Origin of the sequence: Vibrio sp. 10N.261.55.A10 (genome assembly GCF_041470825.1) — a bacterium.
In the GTDB taxonomy this organism is placed as follows: domain Bacteria; phylum Pseudomonadota; class Gammaproteobacteria; order Enterobacterales; family Vibrionaceae; genus Vibrio; species Vibrio crassostreae_C.
In genome coordinates this window covers 1-16,455 of sequence record NZ_JBFRNC010000010.1, presented here as the reverse complement: position 1 = coordinate 16,455, position 16,455 = coordinate 1, and the positions used below count along the sequence as shown (strand labels likewise).

16 protein-coding genes and 6 tRNA genes are annotated in these 16,455 nt (G+C 44.1%); 13 read left to right on the top strand and 9 right to left on the bottom strand.

Annotated features, from left to right (window positions below):
* Positions 1-27: 27 nt before the first annotated feature.
* Positions 28-104 (bottom strand) — tRNA-Pro (locus AB4274_RS02980).
* A gap of 255 nt (positions 105-359) precedes the next feature.
* On the opposite strand from AB4274_RS02980, the gene AB4274_RS02975 reads away from it, so the two are divergent.
* The 3 genes from AB4274_RS02975 to rluF all read left to right on the top strand — a co-directional run bounded on the left by AB4274_RS02975 (position 360) and on the right by rluF (position 2,562).
* On the top strand, positions 360-500 hold the full coding sequence (locus AB4274_RS02975; RefSeq protein ID WP_017062321.1) for a DUF3149 domain-containing protein: 141 nt from the start codon (positions 360-362) through the stop codon (positions 498-500).
* A gap of 170 nt (positions 501-670) precedes the next feature.
* Positions 671-1,252 (top strand): DNA endonuclease SmrA, encoded by a 582-nt coding sequence (gene smrA, locus AB4274_RS02970; RefSeq protein WP_017062320.1) that lies wholly within the window; start codon positions 671-673, stop codon positions 1,250-1,252.
* Positions 1,253-1,428: 176 nt separating this feature from the next.
* Positions 1,429-2,562 carry a 23S rRNA pseudouridine(2604) synthase RluF gene (rluF, locus tag AB4274_RS02965; protein ID WP_017064161.1) on the top strand — a complete coding sequence of 378 codons (1,134 nt, stop codon included), beginning with the start codon at positions 1,429-1,431 and terminating at the stop codon, positions 2,560-2,562.
* Between the two features lie 103 nt (positions 2,563-2,665).
* Here the strand turns inward: rluF and ybaK are convergent, their stop codons facing one another.
* From ybaK to hemA, 8 genes are all read right to left on the bottom strand, one after another.
* Positions 2,666-3,139, bottom strand: a complete 474-nt coding sequence (gene ybaK / locus AB4274_RS02960) for a Cys-tRNA(Pro) deacylase (protein ID WP_050651812.1) — start codon at positions 3,137-3,139, stop codon at positions 2,666-2,668.
* A 118-nt stretch (positions 3,140-3,257) separates the two neighbouring features.
* Positions 3,258-4,919: a bifunctional UDP-sugar hydrolase/5'-nucleotidase UshA gene (gene ushA / locus AB4274_RS02955; RefSeq protein WP_372110932.1), complete on the bottom strand. Its 1,662-nt coding sequence runs from the start codon at positions 4,917-4,919 to the stop codon at positions 3,258-3,260.
* 506 nt (positions 4,920-5,425) lie between these two features.
* A complete protein-coding gene (gene kdsA / locus AB4274_RS02950; RefSeq protein ID WP_017069619.1) occupies positions 5,426-6,280 on the bottom strand; it encodes a 3-deoxy-8-phosphooctulonate synthase in 855 nt (284 codons plus the stop codon).
* A gap of 22 nt (positions 6,281-6,302) precedes the next feature.
* A complete protein-coding gene (locus tag AB4274_RS02945) occupies positions 6,303-7,112 on the bottom strand; it encodes a SirB1 family protein (protein WP_017064164.1) in 810 nt (269 codons plus the stop codon).
* A 27-nt stretch (positions 7,113-7,139) separates the two neighbouring features.
* Positions 7,140-7,523: a SirB2 family protein gene (locus AB4274_RS02940; RefSeq protein WP_009848726.1), complete on the bottom strand. Its 384-nt coding sequence runs from the start codon at positions 7,521-7,523 to the stop codon at positions 7,140-7,142.
* Positions 7,524-7,717: 194 nt separating this feature from the next.
* Positions 7,718-8,578 carry a peptide chain release factor N(5)-glutamine methyltransferase gene (gene prmC / locus AB4274_RS02935; protein ID WP_017062314.1) on the bottom strand — a complete coding sequence of 287 codons (861 nt, stop codon included), beginning with the start codon at positions 8,576-8,578 and terminating at the stop codon, positions 7,718-7,720.
* Positions 8,579-8,583: 5 nt separating this feature from the next.
* On the bottom strand, positions 8,584-9,672 hold the full coding sequence (gene prfA, locus AB4274_RS02930; RefSeq protein WP_017062313.1) for a peptide chain release factor 1: 1,089 nt from the start codon (positions 9,670-9,672) through the stop codon (positions 8,584-8,586).
* 28 nt (positions 9,673-9,700) lie between these two features.
* Positions 9,701-10,960, bottom strand: a complete 1,260-nt coding sequence (hemA, locus tag AB4274_RS02925; protein ID WP_017062312.1) for a glutamyl-tRNA reductase — start codon at positions 10,958-10,960, stop codon at positions 9,701-9,703.
* A 160-nt stretch (positions 10,961-11,120) separates the two neighbouring features.
* Between hemA and lolB the strand changes: the two genes are divergently transcribed.
* The 10 genes from lolB (at position 11,121) to AB4274_RS02875 (ending at position 16,449) form a co-directional block, all read left to right on the top strand.
* Positions 11,121-11,768: a lipoprotein insertase outer membrane protein LolB gene (gene lolB / locus AB4274_RS02920; RefSeq protein WP_372110929.1), complete on the top strand. Its 648-nt coding sequence runs from the start codon at positions 11,121-11,123 to the stop codon at positions 11,766-11,768.
* The gene (ispE, locus tag AB4274_RS02915) at positions 11,765-12,640 is read left to right on the top strand and encodes a 4-(cytidine 5'-diphospho)-2-C-methyl-D-erythritol kinase (RefSeq protein WP_372110927.1); all 876 of its coding nucleotides are present in this window, start codon (positions 11,765-11,767) and stop codon (positions 12,638-12,640) included. Before lolB ends, ispE begins: the two co-directional genes overlap by 4 nt.
* A gap of 27 nt (positions 12,641-12,667) precedes the next feature.
* Positions 12,668-13,612, top strand: a complete 945-nt coding sequence (locus AB4274_RS02910) for a ribose-phosphate pyrophosphokinase (RefSeq protein ID WP_004739814.1) — start codon at positions 12,668-12,670, stop codon at positions 13,610-13,612.
* Between the two features lie 223 nt (positions 13,613-13,835).
* Positions 13,836-14,426, top strand: a complete 591-nt coding sequence (gene pth / locus AB4274_RS02905; protein ID WP_004739815.1) for an aminoacyl-tRNA hydrolase — start codon at positions 13,836-13,838, stop codon at positions 14,424-14,426.
* Between the two features lie 10 nt (positions 14,427-14,436).
* A complete protein-coding gene (gene ychF / locus AB4274_RS02900) occupies positions 14,437-15,528 on the top strand; it encodes a redox-regulated ATPase YchF (protein WP_010439159.1) in 1,092 nt (363 codons plus the stop codon).
* A 280-nt stretch (positions 15,529-15,808) separates the two neighbouring features.
* Positions 15,809-15,885 (top strand) — tRNA-Met (locus AB4274_RS02895).
* 65 nt (positions 15,886-15,950) lie between these two features.
* A tRNA-Leu gene (locus tag AB4274_RS02890) sits at positions 15,951-16,035 on the top strand.
* A 28-nt stretch (positions 16,036-16,063) separates the two neighbouring features.
* Positions 16,064-16,138, top strand: a tRNA-Gln gene (locus AB4274_RS02885).
* Positions 16,139-16,215: 77 nt separating this feature from the next.
* Positions 16,216-16,292: transfer RNA gene (locus AB4274_RS02880), tRNA-Met, on the top strand.
* A 72-nt stretch (positions 16,293-16,364) separates the two neighbouring features.
* Positions 16,365-16,449: transfer RNA gene (locus AB4274_RS02875), tRNA-Leu, on the top strand.
* The last annotated feature ends 6 nt before the right edge of the window (positions 16,450-16,455 follow it).

The following is a 16,455-nucleotide window of genomic DNA, read 5'->3' as shown; positions in this document are numbered from 1 at the left end:
GCATCTCTGCTACGGCTTTCTTTAATGTGGTCGGTGAAGAGGGATTCGAACCCCCGACCCTCTGGTCCCAAACCAGATGCGCTACCAAGCTGCGCTATTCACCGAGATATCTAACTGGCTCATTGCCTGTCGATGGAGCGTATAATACGGGTTCTGAATTTATCCGCAAGGGCTTTTTCTCATATTTATTGCGATTTTGAATCGTTCGAACAAAAGACATACAACAACGAGCATGATGTGACGAAAAACACACAGTTACCAACAAGTATTTAACTTATGAAACAGGATTGATCCAGATCAGTGAATTGATAATGCTTGTTAATACACTAAGCCATGTCATATAACTTTGAGGTATACACATGGACTTTTGGCTAGATCTCCTATTTGGTAATGCGGTGGGACTATCTTCAATGATAGTAATCTTTGGGGCTCTGGGTCTCATGATGTTTTATGGAGGCTTCTTCATATACAAAGTTATGACTGAAAAATCTCCTCACTAGAATCGCTCTGCCTAAATCATTTACTTTTAAGTATTCTTTTACTTTATAAGTAAATGTCAAAACGCTTTGCACCGGAGCAGACTTATTGTCTTCTCCAGTTTTTTCATTTTTAAACCTAACCTCAACTTAGGTATACTTACCCTATCCTTCTCCAACTTGAGATACACACTATGTCTCATGATGATGACTTAGATCTATTCCAAGAAATGATGGGCGATGTTAAACGTATCGACCATGACACCGCTGAACACCAGAAAGTACACCGAGTCACCGAATCTCACCTTGCTAAGCGTGAAGCCGCTATGTGGCTGTCTGACGACGAGAAAGACTACTTATCATTAGACTATTCGCCAATGATCAAGCCAGACGATGTTGTTGCTTATAAAAAAGACGGTGTACAAGAAGGCGTATACAAAAAGCTGCGCCTAGGAAAATACCCTATTCAAGCCAAGCTCGACCTTCATAGGAAAACACTGAAAGACGCACGTAACGAAGTGCTTTCATTTTTGCGTCAGTGTTTAAGAATGGATGTTCGTACCGTCATCATTGTTCATGGTAAGGGTGAGCGTTCGAATCCACCTGCAATGATGAAAAGCTACGTGGCAAATTGGCTAACACAAATCAACGACGTTCAATGTGTTCATTCTGCTCAGCAATTTCATGGTGGTACGGGCGCAGTCTACGTAATGCTCAGAAAGAGTAATGAGAAAAAGCTAGAGAACAGAGAGCGCCATCAAAAACGCACCAGTTAATAGGTTGAGATAGATAAATGGACTAGTAACGATTTTGCATCAAGATCGATATTTCGTGCCTAGACTCACACCAAGTGCTAAAATTACCTCAGTTAACGAATTTCAACTCAAAGCAACTATCCAAAGGTTGCTTTTTGTTTATCTATATTTCCGTTGTGAAACGCTAAGAGAATATCATGTCACAAGAATCCCAAGCTAAACGCCTTAATAAATACATCAGTGAAACTGGTTTTTGCTCACGCCGCGAAGCCGATAAGCTCATTGATGCAGGCCGAGTTACTATTAACGGTAAGATCCCTGAAATGGGTACTAAAGTCTTGCCAGGTGATGATGTTGAGATCGACAATAAGCCTGTTCGCTCAAAAGAGAAGCCGATTTACATTGCTCTCAATAAACCAACAGGTATCACCTGTACGACTGAGCGTGATATTCCTGGCAACATCGTCGACTTTATTGGCCACCACAAGCGCATTTTCCCGATTGGTCGTCTAGATAAGCCTTCTGATGGCCTTATCTTCCTAACCAATGACGGCGACATCGTAAACAAGATCCTACGTGCAGGTAACAACCACGAGAAAGAATACGTGGTGCGTGTAGATAAGCCGATTACGACGGAATTCTTGAAGCAAATGGGCGCTGGCGTTCACATTCTCGATACAGTCACTTTGCCATGTAAAGTAGAGAAAGAGACTAAGTTCTCATTCCGAATTACGCTAACACAAGGCCTTAACCGCCAAATTCGCCGTATGTGTGAAGCGCTCGGTTATGAAGTATTTAAACTGCGTCGTGTTCGTATTATGAATATCTCACTAGACGGTATTCCTAACGGCAAATGGCGCTACCTGAGCGACGAAGAGATCACTGAAATTTTAGCGATGTGTGAAGGCTCAGTAAGTACGGAAGATGCGTCAAAAATGAACGCGAAAGGTCAACGCATTCGCAAAGCGACTGACGCGAAACTTTTTGATAGCCGTGAAGAGAACCAAGCTTCAACAGCGCGCCGTAATCAAAACGAGAACCGTACACGCACCTACCGCGGTAACAATGCGGATGAATTCCGTCATGCACCTAATTCAAAGCGTGGCCGCAATTCATCGAATGGTGAAAGCGGTGGTAATACCGAGAACTGGAAATCGAACTCTCGTTCAGAGCGTTCTAATTCAGATAGAAACCGTTCGGATCGCAATCGCACAGATCGCGATAATACCGATCGTAGAAGCGGTAAGCCGGCAAACCGCAGCCAAGATTCAAACAGACCGAACAAACCTGCACCAAAGCGTGTTGGCGGTACTTTAGGTCTGAAGAAGTAGTCAGAATCAGTAAGACGAGACACTCGATATAAAAACGCCCGCTAGATTAGTCTAGCGGGCGTTTTTGTTTGTCATTCGATAGTTTTATCATCATGACAACAATCTATAAACATAGATCAGCAAACTGGCCGCGAGTCAGCAGTGTTAAGTCTTTTGGGTCTAATTCAATCTCTAGCCCACGCTTACCTGCACTCACACATATCGTTTCAAAACCTGTCGCACTGGAATGAACGAAGGTAGGTAGTGCTTTCTTCTGACCAAGCGGACTAATTCCCCCCACGACATAACCCGTGGTTTTCTGAGCAATATCTGGATCAGCCATCTCTGCTTTTTTGCCTTTCGCCGCTTTTGCTGCCAGTTTTAGGTTTAGCTTCTGGTCGACAGGAATAACGGCGACCGCCAAATCTTTCGCCACACCATTCAAGCAGAACAACAGCGTTTTGAATACACGTTTGGGATCTTGACCAAGCGCTTCAACGGCTTCTAAACCATAGTTCGTATTATTCGCATCATGATGATACTGATGCACGCTATGAGCGATTTTCTTTTTCTTGGCGAGATTGATTGCAGGGGTCATAACAAATCCAAACGATAGATAAACAAAAAGCGACGCCGAGGCGTCGCTTTAGTTAAATTTATCATGGTGCTAGAGTCAATCTAATTTAGCACCTATTGATACAATTGCTTGGATTCAATTACTTGTAAACCATTTGGCCTGAAGGCGCGTACTTGTTCACGTCAACCGGGCTGTTTGCTTCTAGGTACTCTTTCAGTACTTCAGCATCAACAAAACCAGTGTTTACGTAACCAGGGTGGTCAGACAGTTTAGGGTAACCATCACCACCAGCTGCGTTGAAGCTTGGCACTGTGAAACGGTAAGTTTCGTCTAGACGAAGCTGTTTGCCACCGATGAATACATTCGATACTTCACCGTTTGCCACTGTCATTGAGATACCAGCAAACTGTGCGTAAGCACCAGAATCGATTGGTTTAGTCGCCACTACGTTTAGATAATCTAGAACTTCTTTACCCGTCATGTCTGTGTAAGTCAGGATGTTTGCAAAAGGTTGTACTGTTAGTACGTCTTTGTAAGTCACATCACCGGCTTCAATTGAATCACGTACACCACCAGAGTTCATCACAGCGAAGTCTGCTTTTGCACGCTCCATGTGAGACGTTGCAATCAAACGACCTAGGTTAGTCTGTTGGAAACGAACAACGTTACGGTCGCCTTCAAGCTTGCCATTAGTTTCAGCAATTTGAACTTCTAGCTGTGCTTGACCTTGCTCTTGGAAAGGACGTAGGAATTCAAGTAACTCTGGGTCTTGTGCGATTTCATCTTGAATAAGAACACGTTGCTTCTTACCGTCAATCTTAACTTTCTTCTTAAGGTTAACTGGAATCAGATCGTAGCTCACCATCTCTAGTTCGCCGTTACGGAATTCGTAATCAGCACGGCCTACGTACTTGCCCCACTCATGAGCTTGAACGATGTAAGTACCGTTCTGTACGTCAGGCTTACACTCATCACCCGGCTTGAAGTTTTTCTTCGCTACGTTAGGGCCTTCCATACATACAGGCTCTTGAGAGTGACCACCAACGATCATGTCTAGATCGCCTTCGTTTAGGTAACGAGCGAGTGCAACATCACCCGGAGCGTTAACACCACGTTGACCGTTTTCGTAGTGACCCATGTGAGTCACAGCAAAGATTAGATCCGGTTTTTCTGTTTCTTTAAGTTCAGCGATTAGCTTCTTCGCTTCTTCTTTAGGGTCACGGAAATCGATGCCTGCGATAAATTCAGGGTTACCAATCTTTTGGGTATCTTCAGTTGTTAAACCAATAACCGCAATCTTGATGCCTTGCTTTTCAAACATTTCGTACGCTTGGAATTTACGTTCGCCTGTCGCTTTATCGTAGATGTTTGCAGATAACATTGGGAAGTTAGCCCAGTCGATCTGCTTTTGTAGTACGTCTAAAGAGTTATCAAACTCGTGGTTACCCAATGCCATTGCATCGTAACCAATTTTGTTCATACCTTTAAAATCAGGTTCTGCGTCCTGAAGGTCTGACTCTGGAACACCCGTGTTGATGTCACCGCCAGATAGAAGCAACACGCTACCGCCTTCTGCTTCAACTTCTGAACGAAGTTGGTCAACAAGCGTTTTACGCGCAGACATGCCGTATTCGCCGTATTTATTCTGCCAGAAACGACCATGGTTATCGTTTGTGTGAAGAATCGTTAGCTTGTAAGTTTCGTCTTGGTTCCAATCATGAGCTGATTGAGACGCACACCCAGCTAAAGTAGCTAGGATTGCAGCACTTAGTGCTGTCTTTAGAATAATGCGTTGCTTCATTGTCATACCTTTGAACTTTTTAGGGGAATCCACTGCTTTTTATAATCTATTGCGACCCCTTTCCTGGAGTTCGAACAATAAGACTTCAACATGACTAATCTTAAATTAACATTCTAGATGTAACACGACGATTTCATATTTATGTCGAATTGGTCACGCATAGATCAACAGTTAAGTGTAACAAAATTATGAGATTACACTCAAACTTCCCCTGCATCACAGGCAATCGTTTACTTATAAAGTGTGATGAACATCAGTAATTTACTGTAAACAGGACAGACCTCACACACTCATGGTTATTTCTTAGGGAGTCAAAGATTCTGTTAACAAGGATTTAATCATCTAGCGCTAATTAGCGCTCAAAAGAACAGATAAGCGCACAACGAAACGAACTGATACCCAGATAAACAAAAACGCCCAACTCTTAGAGTTGGGCGTTTATTTGATATCGTTAAATAACCACTTTAACTAATTTACATTAGCGAGTTATTTAACATCAGCTTCAGCTACTTAATATCGATGTGCTCAAAGCCTTTGATAAGGTCATCCAGTGCTTTCATCTGCTTCAAGAACGGCTCTAGTTTGTCTAGAGGTAGCGCAGATGGGCCATCACAGCGAGCTTGGTCTGGGTTAGGGTGAGCTTCAATGAACAGACCCGCAATACCTGTCGCAAGACCCGCTTTAGCAAGCTCAACCGTTTGCTCACGACGGCCGCCAGATGCAGCACCTGATGGGTCACGCATTTGTAGAGAGTGCGTCACGTCGAAGATGATTGGGCTACCGTTTGAAGACTTCTTCATTACGCCAAAGCCAAGCATATCCACAACAAGGTTATCGTAACCCATGCAAGCGCCACGCTCACAAAGGATGATGTTGTCATTACCGCACTCAGCGAACTTATCAACGATGTTGCCAACTTGATTCGGGCTCATGAACTGAGGCTTCTTCACGTTGATTACTGCGCCAGTCTTAGCCATTGCTTCAACAAGATCAGTTTGACGAGCTAGGAATGCAGGTAGTTGGATTACATCAACCACATCCGCAACAGGCTGAGCTTGAGCTTCTGTGTGGATATCAGTAATGATCTTCACGCCGAAAGTATCTTTCAGCTCTTGGAAGATTTTGAGACCTTCTTCCATTCCTGGACCACGGTATGAATGAACTGAGCTGCGGTTCGCTTTATCAAAAGACGCCTTAAATACGTAAGGGATGCCCAGCTTCTCGGTTACTTTTACATAGTGCTCACAGATCTGCATAGCAAGATCACGAGATTCAAGAACGTTCATGCCTGCAAATAGCGTAAATGGCTTGTCGTTAGCAATTGGCATATCGCCAATATGAACTGTTTTCTGTTCCATCATATTCTCTCTAAATAATTATTAATTAGTGAACAACCACTGTCTTTTCGTTCATGACGTTCACTTGAGATTTCAGTAACTCAGATGCCGGGTCATCTGGGCATTGGTCGATAAAGTATTGATAATCGGTTGCGGCTACTTGGTGACAGTCTAGCTGCTGATAGATAAAACCGCGGTCACGGATTTCATATGGGTCATCAGGTACAAACGTCAAAGCAAGGTCAGTACACTTCAATGCAAGTGTATAACGCTCTTCTCGCAGCAGTGCACTCTTGAGCAGGGCTAACCACTTACCAATAATTGTTGGGTGGTCGGCGACTTCTAAGTGCTCAGGTTTCACCTTAGCTAATGGGCCATCATGGCCAATTAACCATGCTCGCAGCGTTTGTTCGCCAACATACTCACCGTTATAAGGGTTAATATAGGCTGCAGCTTGCCCGTACCAACTTACTTTAAGTAAGAATTGAGTCGGGAAAGAGACGCCCTCTACAGGAAAGCCTAGCTTGCGACCTAGAAAAAGAAAGATCGCCCCCAGACTCACTGGAATGCCTTTCTTTCTCTCAAGCACTTTATCGATGAACGCGTTTTCCGAAGAGAAATACGCATCTTTATCGCCAGCAAAACCCCATTCATAAAAGAATAGTCGAATAAAAGATTCAAACTTCTGCTGTTCATCGGTTTCATTAACCAAAGCAAACTCGGCGTCTTTTAACAATCTCGCCAGCTCTTGCTCTGCCCAACTGTCTTGAGTTTCTGGGTTAATCGCTTTATTTAAGATCAATGCACCTTCAGCTAACTCTAGCTGGTCAAAGTCTTCATCAAAAAATTCGTACATAGATAGTTAACCGAAATAAGGAGATAATTAACCGAAAAATGTTGGTGTCTTGGTCATTGCGATTTTGCCTGCCATCGCTAACCAGCCAAGCGCACCAAAGAAAGAGAATACTCTCAGTAGCTTGTTTTTACCTAGCTTAAGCGCAAAGAAACCTAATGCGATGTAAGCCATAACACAAGTTAGTTTTTCGGTTAACCATGGTGCTGCTGGTGTAAATGGAATAAAGCCAGTGATGAAAATCAAACCAATACCCGATAGCAATAGCAACGAGTCATTGATATGAGGGAAACGCTGCAAGAAAGGATGCTTAAGCTTAGGTGAGTTAGCCATCATAAGAGCGAAACGAATCGAGAGAAGTAGCGCACTTATAGCAATCGTTAATAGGTGAAAATGTTTTAGACCTTCGTACATGGTATTCCTTTATATTTTTATATGTGCTTTCGTTAACACGAGCCTCACAATACCCGTTAATGCTCTGTAGTTCTGCATAAAATCTCTGTATTTCTGCGTTAAATGCATTATCGGGTTAAATGTATTGTCGAGTTAAAGGTATCAATTTAGCAAGTTCATCATCCATTGCTCACAAGACGATTAACAATCACTAACTATGAACAGTAACGACCCAATGTCACTCGGTCATTACCACCGTAATCTTTCTCTGTGACAACATCGAGATAACCGAGCGCCTGCATAATCTCACGAACTGCCAAACCTTGGTCATAGCCGTGTTCAAATGCTAACCAACCTTCATTTTCCAAAAAGCCACGTGCGTTTTCAGAAATGTATCGAATATCTGCAAGCCCTTTCTCTTCAGCAACCAGTGCTGTGATCGGCTCAAAACGCACATCGCCTTGAGACAAATGAGGATCATTCTTCTCAATGTATGGCGGGTTAGAAACAATCAGAGAGAATTTCACAACGCCTTCAGAGCTCAAAGGCTCAAACCAACTACCATGCAAAAAAGTCGCATTGGTGATGTTGAGACGCTGTGCATTCTCTGTCGCAAGCTGCTGCGCTTCAGGGCGAAGATCAATACCCGTCACCTGTCGATTCGGCATCTCAGACGCCAATGCTAACGCGATAGCACCTGTACCTGTCCCTAAATCGAGAATCGCGCCTTGCTTGCCAAAGGTTTTATCCAACGCTACTTCAACCAAACGCTCGGTATCTGGGCGTGGGATTAATGTAGAAGGGGAAACTTTTAACGGCAGTGACCAAAACTCACGCTCACCGATAATGTAAGCCACAGGCTCACCGGTTAAGCGACGTTTTAGAAGGGCATTGAATTCAGACTCTTGCTCAGAGGTGAGATGCTTCTCAGGCCAAGTCAGTAGGTAAGATCTTGGTTTATCTAAGGCGTGACAAAGCAGTACCGCGGCATCAATAGAGGGTGATGTGTTATCACCCTCTTGAAGCTTTACGATTGCTGCTTTTAAAGCACTTTCAACCGTATATGCTGACTGCATACTGGTTAGTTGTTCTCTGCAAGTGCAGCAAGCTGATCGGCTTGGTGCTCTTGAAGTACAGGATCAAGCAAGCTTTGCATGTCACCTTCAAGTACTTCGTTAAGACGGTAAATTGTAAGGTTGATACGGTGATCCGAAACACGGCCTTGTGGGTAGTTGTACGTACGAATACGGTCACTACGGTCACCCGAACCTAGTAGGTTACGACGTGTATCAGAAACCGCTGCCGCGCGGCGCTCTTCTTCTGCTTGAACAATACGAGCAGCAAGAACAGCCATCGCTTTCGCTTTGTTTTTATGCTGAGAACGCTCGTCCTGACACTCTACTACTGTACCCGTTGGTAAGTGAGTAATACGGATTGCTGAATCCGTGGTGTTAACGTGCTGACCACCCGCGCCTGATGCACGGAAAGTATCAATTTTAAGGTCGCCCGCTTTGATTTCTGGAAGATCCGCTTCTGGGATCTCAGGCATAACCGCAACCGTACATGCTGACGTGTGAACACGGCCTTGAGATTCGGTTTCAGGTACACGTTGTACACGGTGACCGCCTGACTCAAACTTCATGGTGCCGTAAACAGCGTCGCCACTAACCTTAGCGATCATCTCTTTGTAGCCGCCTTGCTCAGAAGCATTGCTGCTCATGATTTCAACACGCCAACCTTTCTTCTCAGCAAACTTAGAGTACATACGGAACAGGTTGCCCGCGAAGATACCTGCTTCATCACCACCCGCACCTGCGCGGATTTCTAGGAAACAGTTACGCTCATCGTTTGGATCTTTTGGAATAAGAAGAATCTGTAGCTCATCAGTCAGACGCTCAATTGCTGCTTTCGCATCTTTGATTTCATCTTGAGCCATTTCACGCATTTCTGCGTCGTCTTCGTTTGCCATCTCTTCAGCAGCTTCTAGATCTTCTTTCGCTTGCTGGTATGACTGGAAGCAAGCTGTCACTTCTTCAAGTTGAGAGTATTCTTTCGAAAGTGCACGGAATTTGTCTTGATTCCCGATTACATCTGGATCACCAAGTAGATGTTGAACTTCTTCATAGCGTTCAACAAGTGTTTCAAGCTTTACTAGAATCGAGGCTTTCATAATGTCTTATCTTGTTGGAGGTCTAATATTATTGAGGGTTTTCTAAGCCCAAACTCTGTCTAATGACCATTAATTTTGCAGGTTCTCCTTGCTCAGCTGCACTTTGAAGTGCGCGCGTTGGAGCATGGATCAATTTGTTTGTGAGCTTATTGCTGAGCTCGAGTAAAACTTTTTCAGGGTCACCGCCAGCGGCAAGCGATTGTAAACTTTTACTTAATAATTCTTCGCGGATTTCGTTAGCCGATTTACGGTAATCTCGAATACTGTCTACCGCTTGTAAAGAGCGCATCCAACTCATGAACGCGGCACTTTCTTCACTGACGATCGCTTCAGCTTGAATCGCTTCAACTTTACGTTGTTCGATATTGCCATCAACAATCGACTGCAAATCATCAACCGAATAAAGGTAGGCATCATTTAGATCACCAACCTGCGATTCCACATCACGTGGAACGGCAATATCAACCAATAACATCGGCTGATGCTTTCTTGTTTTTAGAGCAGTCTCAACCATACCCTTACCGATAATAGGCAATGGACTTGCGGTTGAGCTAATTACGATGTCCGCTCGATGAAGATGATCAGGGATCTCATTCAAGCTGATCACTTCAGCACCAAATTCTTCTGCTAGCCCTAGAGCACGTTCTCGAGTTCGGTTCGCCACAATCATTTTTGTACAGCCATTCGCCGAAAGGTGCTTAGCCACCAGCTCAATGGTTTCACCCGCACCAACCAGTAACACGGTTGAATCTGCGATGGATTCAAAAATATGCTTGGCTAAGGTACAGGCTGCGTAAGCTACAGAAACCGCGCTTCCGCCGATTTCAGTTTCAGTTCGAACACGCTTCGCAACAGAAAATGATTTCTGGAATAGTTTTTCCATTGAAGCATCAACGGATTTGTTCTCTCGCGAGTCCGTATACGCTTGCTTCACCTGACCTAAGATCTGCGGTTCACCCAAGACTAAAGAGTCCAAACCACAAGCAACGCGCATTAAGTGTTTAATCGCGGCTTGCTCTTCATGGATATAAAGGCTTGGCTTTAGCTCTTCTGGGCTAACTTGATGGAAAACCGACAACCAATCGATGAGTTTGTTTTTAGCCACGCCTTTAACGTCGCAATACACTTCAGTTCGATTACAGGTAGAAAGTATGACACTTCCATTCACGTGTGCATTTGCGTTAAGTTGCTTGAGTGCCTCAGATAATTTATCTGGACCAAAAGCGACTTTTTCTCGCAATTCAACCGACGCTGTATTGTGATTGATACCTACGGCAAGCAAAGACATGTATCAGAAGTTCTCGATCAGGGAATGGAAACAAGGGGCGAATTTTACTTGATGCATGGCTCTATTTAAAGAGCAAGCGGGATTTGTTTTCCTGAGTTCGTGAATTCAATGCTATAGTTGAAGCGTTTTTTAGATAAATTTGAACAAGTTGTGAGCAAATATGAGCAAACTTCGTAGAATCACGTCTCTTATTTTTATGACCATAATTATGGTGGGTTGCTCGTCTATCCCAGAACAACCGACCAGTGTTGAGTGGCAAAGTCACCAAAACCGACTTCTACAGATAGAAAACTACCAAGCCTCGGGCAAGCTCGCCTACATTTCTCCAGAGCAGCGCCAAAGCCTAAATTTCATTTGGAAACATTCACCAAATCAAAGTCAATTAAGGCTCACTACTTTTCTCGGTCAAACTGCACTGAACCTAACCATAGATCCATCGGGTGCAAAAGTCGTGACCTATGGCGATCAAGTACTTACTCATGCGAGCGCTTCAGTCTTGGTTGAGCAGCTGACAGGTTTACAGATCCCTATTGATCACCTGCCACAATGGTTCCTTGGCATTCCAGACCAAGCCGATAGCTACCAATTGAACACGACCAACACGCTTGAATCTCTCACCAAACAAGTCAGCAACCAATTATGGACACTGAGTTTTGCTAACTATCGCAATACAGAGATGCCGAATAAGCAACTATCGGGTGAAGACAACACTAAGGTAGAGATAATCCCACTCCCTACTCGATTGTCATTCAAGCAAGACAATAACAAAATCAACATTGTAGTTTCGAAGTGGACACTGAAAAGATGATAACAACGCCAACCCATTGGCCTTCTCCGGCTAAACTGAATTTATTTCTCTATATCACTGGTCGACGTGACAATGGCTATCACGAACTTCAAACTTTATTTCAGTTTGTCGATTTTGGTGATGAACTGACGGTTACCGCAAACTCAGAAACTAGCTCGATAACAATCACACCAGAAATCCCTGGGGTAGCACTTGAAGACAACCTGATCTGGAAAGCCGCTACTGCGCTACAGCAATATACCTCAACCTGTTTCGGTGCCGATATTGAACTCAAGAAAGTACTGCCTATGGGTGGCGGTATTGGCGGAGGCTCTTCAAATGCAGCAACCGTGTTGGTCGCTCTGAATTATTTATGGCAACTCAACCTGTCAGACGATCAACTCGCCGAGATCGGTTTGAAGCTTGGTGCTGACGTTCCTGTCTTCGTTCGAGGCCACGCCGCCTTTGCTGAAGGGGTTGGAGAACAATTGTCACCAGCTAATCCGGATGAAAAATGGTATCTAGTCGCCAAACCTCAAGTGAGCATAGCAACTGCAGACATATTCAAACATTCAGAATTAACTCGAAATACGCCGAAGCGAGCGCTATCAACGCTTCTAGAGCAAGAATACGTAAACGATTGCGAAAAAATTGTGCGAATGCTGTACCCAGAGGTTGATAAGCAACTTTCATGGCTGCTACAATACGCGCCGTCGAGATTGACTGGCACTGGTTCGTGCGTTTTTGCTGAATTTAGCAGCAAAAAAGAAGCCGAATTGGTGTTGGAACAACTGCCTGACACAGTTTCCGCTTTTGTAGCGAAAGGACGAAACATTTCTCCTTTAAAAGAAACTTTGGCTGAATACCACTCAGCCCACCCACAATCTATTTAAAACTGGACGCAACCCGAGGTTTCCACCGTGCCTGATATGAAGCTATTTGCTGGTAACGCAACACCTGAACTAGCCCAACGTATTGCTGATCGTCTATACATCTCTCTTGGCGATGCTACTGTAGACCGTTTTTCTGATGGCGAAGTCGCTGTTCAAATCAATGAAAACGTTCGTGGTAGCGATGTATTCCTGATTCAATCAACTTGTGCACCAACCAATGACAACCTAATGGAATTGGTGGTAATGATTGACGCAATGCGCCGTGCTTCTGCTGGCCGTATTACTGCTGTAATCCCTTACTTCGGTTATGCCCGTCAAGATCGTCGTGTACGTTCTGCTCGTGTGCCAATTACTGCAAAAGTTGTTGCAGATTTCCTTTCTAACGTTGGCGTTGACCGCGTTCTTACTATCGACCTACACGCAGAGCAAATCCAAGGCTTCTTCGATGTACCTGTTGATAACATCTTCGGCACTCCAGTTCTTCTAGAAGACATGGCGAACCGTGGCCTAGAAAACCCAGTAGTGGTTTCTCCAGACCTTGGTGGTGTTGTACGTGCTCGTGCAACGGCTAAAGCGCTAGGTGATGTTGACATCGCTATCGTTGATAAGCGTCGTCCACGTGCTAACGTTTCTGAAGTAATGAACCTAATCGGTGATGTTGAAGGTCGTGACTGTGTTATCGTTGATGACATGATCGATACGGGTGGCACACTATGTAAAGCAGCTGAAGCGCTTAAAGAGCGCGGTGCTAAGCGTGTATTCGCTTACGCAACTCACGCTGTTTTCTCTGGTACTGCTGCGAACAACATCAAGAACTCTGTTCTAGACCAAGTTATCGTAACGGATTCTATCTCTCTATCTCCAGAGATGGCTGCGACGGGTAAAGTGACAACACTTAGCCTTTCTCGCATGCTTGCTGAAGCGATTCGTCGTATCAGCAACGAAGAATCAATCTCAGCGATGTTCAACTAATCAAAGCCCAATAGCTTTTTTTACAAAAGCTTGGTTTTAGAAACACGCGAGAGAAAGATATTAAGCACTTCAGTCAATGAAGTGCTTTTTTTATGTCTGAGTAATATTGCACTGCTAGTTATCACAAACAGGAATAATCGCGCAGCTATCAGCTAGCTCGCACCTTTTTCATAAACTGTGATATCATACGGCGCTTTTTGAAATCCCAAGAGAGATCCATACCTTGAGCCAACAAATAAAACTTCTCGTTGGACTGGCTAATCCAGGTCCAGAATACGCCAAAACTCGCCACAACGCGGGCGCTTGGGTAGTTGAAGAATTAGCGCGTGTACATAACGTGACACTAAAGAACGAACCAAAGTTCTTTGGCCTAACGGGTCGTATCATGGTTCACGGTGAAGATCTTCGTTTGCTGATCCCAACGACTTTTATGAACTTGTCAGGCAAAGCAGTTGCAGCCTTAGCAAAGTTCTACCAAATTAAACCAGAAGAGATCATGGTCGCTCACGATGAGTTAGATCTGCCTCCTGGTATTGGAAAGTTTAAAAAAGGTGGTGGTCATGGCGGACATAATGGTCTGAAAGACATCATCAGCAAGCAGGGTAACAATAAAGAATTCTATCGTCTTAGATTAGGCATCGGCCATCCAGGACACAAAGATAAAGTTGCAGGTTATGTATTAGGCAAAGCTCCTCAAAAAGAGCAAGAGTGTATCGAGGCCGTCGTTGACGAATCGGTTCGCAGCCTAGACATCTTATTAAAAGATGGCCTACCAAAAGCACAAAATCGCTTACATACGTTCAAAGCAGAATAAGGTTTATATCATGGGTTTTAAATGTGGCATCGTTGGTCTACCAAACGTTGGTAAGTCAACTCTGTTTAACGCACTGACTAAAGCAGGCATCGAAGCAGCAAACTTTCCATTTTGTACGATCGAACCAAACACAGGTATCGTTCCGGTTCCAGATCTACGCTTAGATGCATTAGCAAAAATTGTTAATCCACAGAAGATCCTTCCAACGACAATGGAATTCGTAGATATCGCGGGCCTAGTTGCTGGCGCATCTAAAGGTGAAGGTCTTGGTAACAAATTCCTAGCTAACATCCGTGAAACTGACGCTATCGGTCACGTTGTACGCTGCTTTGAAAATGAAAACATTGTTCACGTTGCTGGCAAAGTATCTCCAATTGAAGATATCGAAGTGATCAACCTAGAACTTGCACTGGCTGACTTAGACAGCTGTGAGCGTGCAATTCAACGTAACGCGAAGAAAGCGAAAGGCGGCGACAAAGACGCTAAATTCGAAATCACTGTACTAGAAAAGCTACTTCCAGTTCTAACTGAAGGTGGTATGGCACGTACTGTTGAACTTGGCAAAGAAGAAGCGGCAGCAATCGGCTACCTAAACTTCCTAACGCTTAAGCCAACAATGTACATCGCAAACGTTGCAGAAGATGGTTTTGAAAATAACCCATACCTAGACGCTGTTCGTGAATACGCAGAAAACGAAAACAACGTTGTTGTTGCTGTTTGTGCAGCAATCGAATCAGAGCTTTCTGAGCTTGATGACGAAGATCGCGAAGAGTTCCTTGCGGATATGGGTATCGAAGAACCAGGTCTTAACCGAGTGATCCGCTCTGGTTACGAACTACTGACTCTTCAGACTTACTTCACAGCTGGTGTTAAAGAAGTTCGTGCTTGGACAATCCCTGTAGGTGCAACTGCGCCACAAGCAGCGGGTAAGATCCACACAGACTTCGAGAAAGGTTTCATCCGTGCTGAAGTTGTTGGATTCGATCACTTCATCGAATTTAACGGTGAGAGCGGTGCGAAAGACGCAGGTAAATGGCGCCTTGAAGGTAAAGAATACATCGTTAAAGATGGTGACGTTGTTCACTTCCGCTTCAATGTATAATTCTGATTAAACATCTAGAAAAAAGGCCAGTGAATTCACTGGCCTTTTTGTTTTTCCCCTTTCTAAATTGTCCCTCACCAGAAACTTAACTTCCTATATATATCGCCTTTTAGACCTGTTTTTTGTCGACAAATACGCCTCTTTGCCTAAAAAGAAACCGAACAGATGTTTATTCGCGATTTATTCAAAAAAAAAGTTGACGGGTTTCACTCAACTCCGCATAATGCGCCCCGTTCACAGCGAAGCGGCAACGTTTCGAAATGAGCAACAATATGGAAATGGCTACTTAGCTCAGTTGGTTAGAGCACATCACTCATAATGATGGGGTCGCAGGTTCAAATCCCGCAGTAGCCACCATTTCCTAAGCACTCTATTTGATATTAAAGTTTGTCTTTAGTAACAAAGAGTTTTTAGGAAATAACGCGGTCGTGGCGGAATTGGTAGACGCACCAGATTTAGGTTCTGGCGCCGAGAGGTGTGAGAGTTCAAGTCTCTCCGACCGCACCATATTGAGATGTCTTTAAGATATCATTGTTGGGCTATCGCCAAGCGGTAAGGCACCGGCTTTTGATGCCGGCATTCCCTGGTTCGAATCCAGGTAGCCCAGCCACAATTTAAAGTGTAATTATCTTTAAAAAGATAATGGCATTGAAAGCAAGATTATATTATATTGTCTCGCTCTCAGATGGCTACTTAGCTCAGTTGGTTAGAGCACATCACTCATAATGATGGGGTCGCAGGTTCAAATCCCGCAGTAGCCACCATTCTTTCTTCGAGAAAGAAAAGACAACGTTATATTGAATCACCAATATTCAGTATGACTATAAAGATTTGCTGCGGTCGTGGCGGAATTGGTAGACGCACCAGATTTAGGTTCTGGCGCCGAGAGGTGTGAGAGTTCAAGTCTCTCCGACCGCACCATTATTT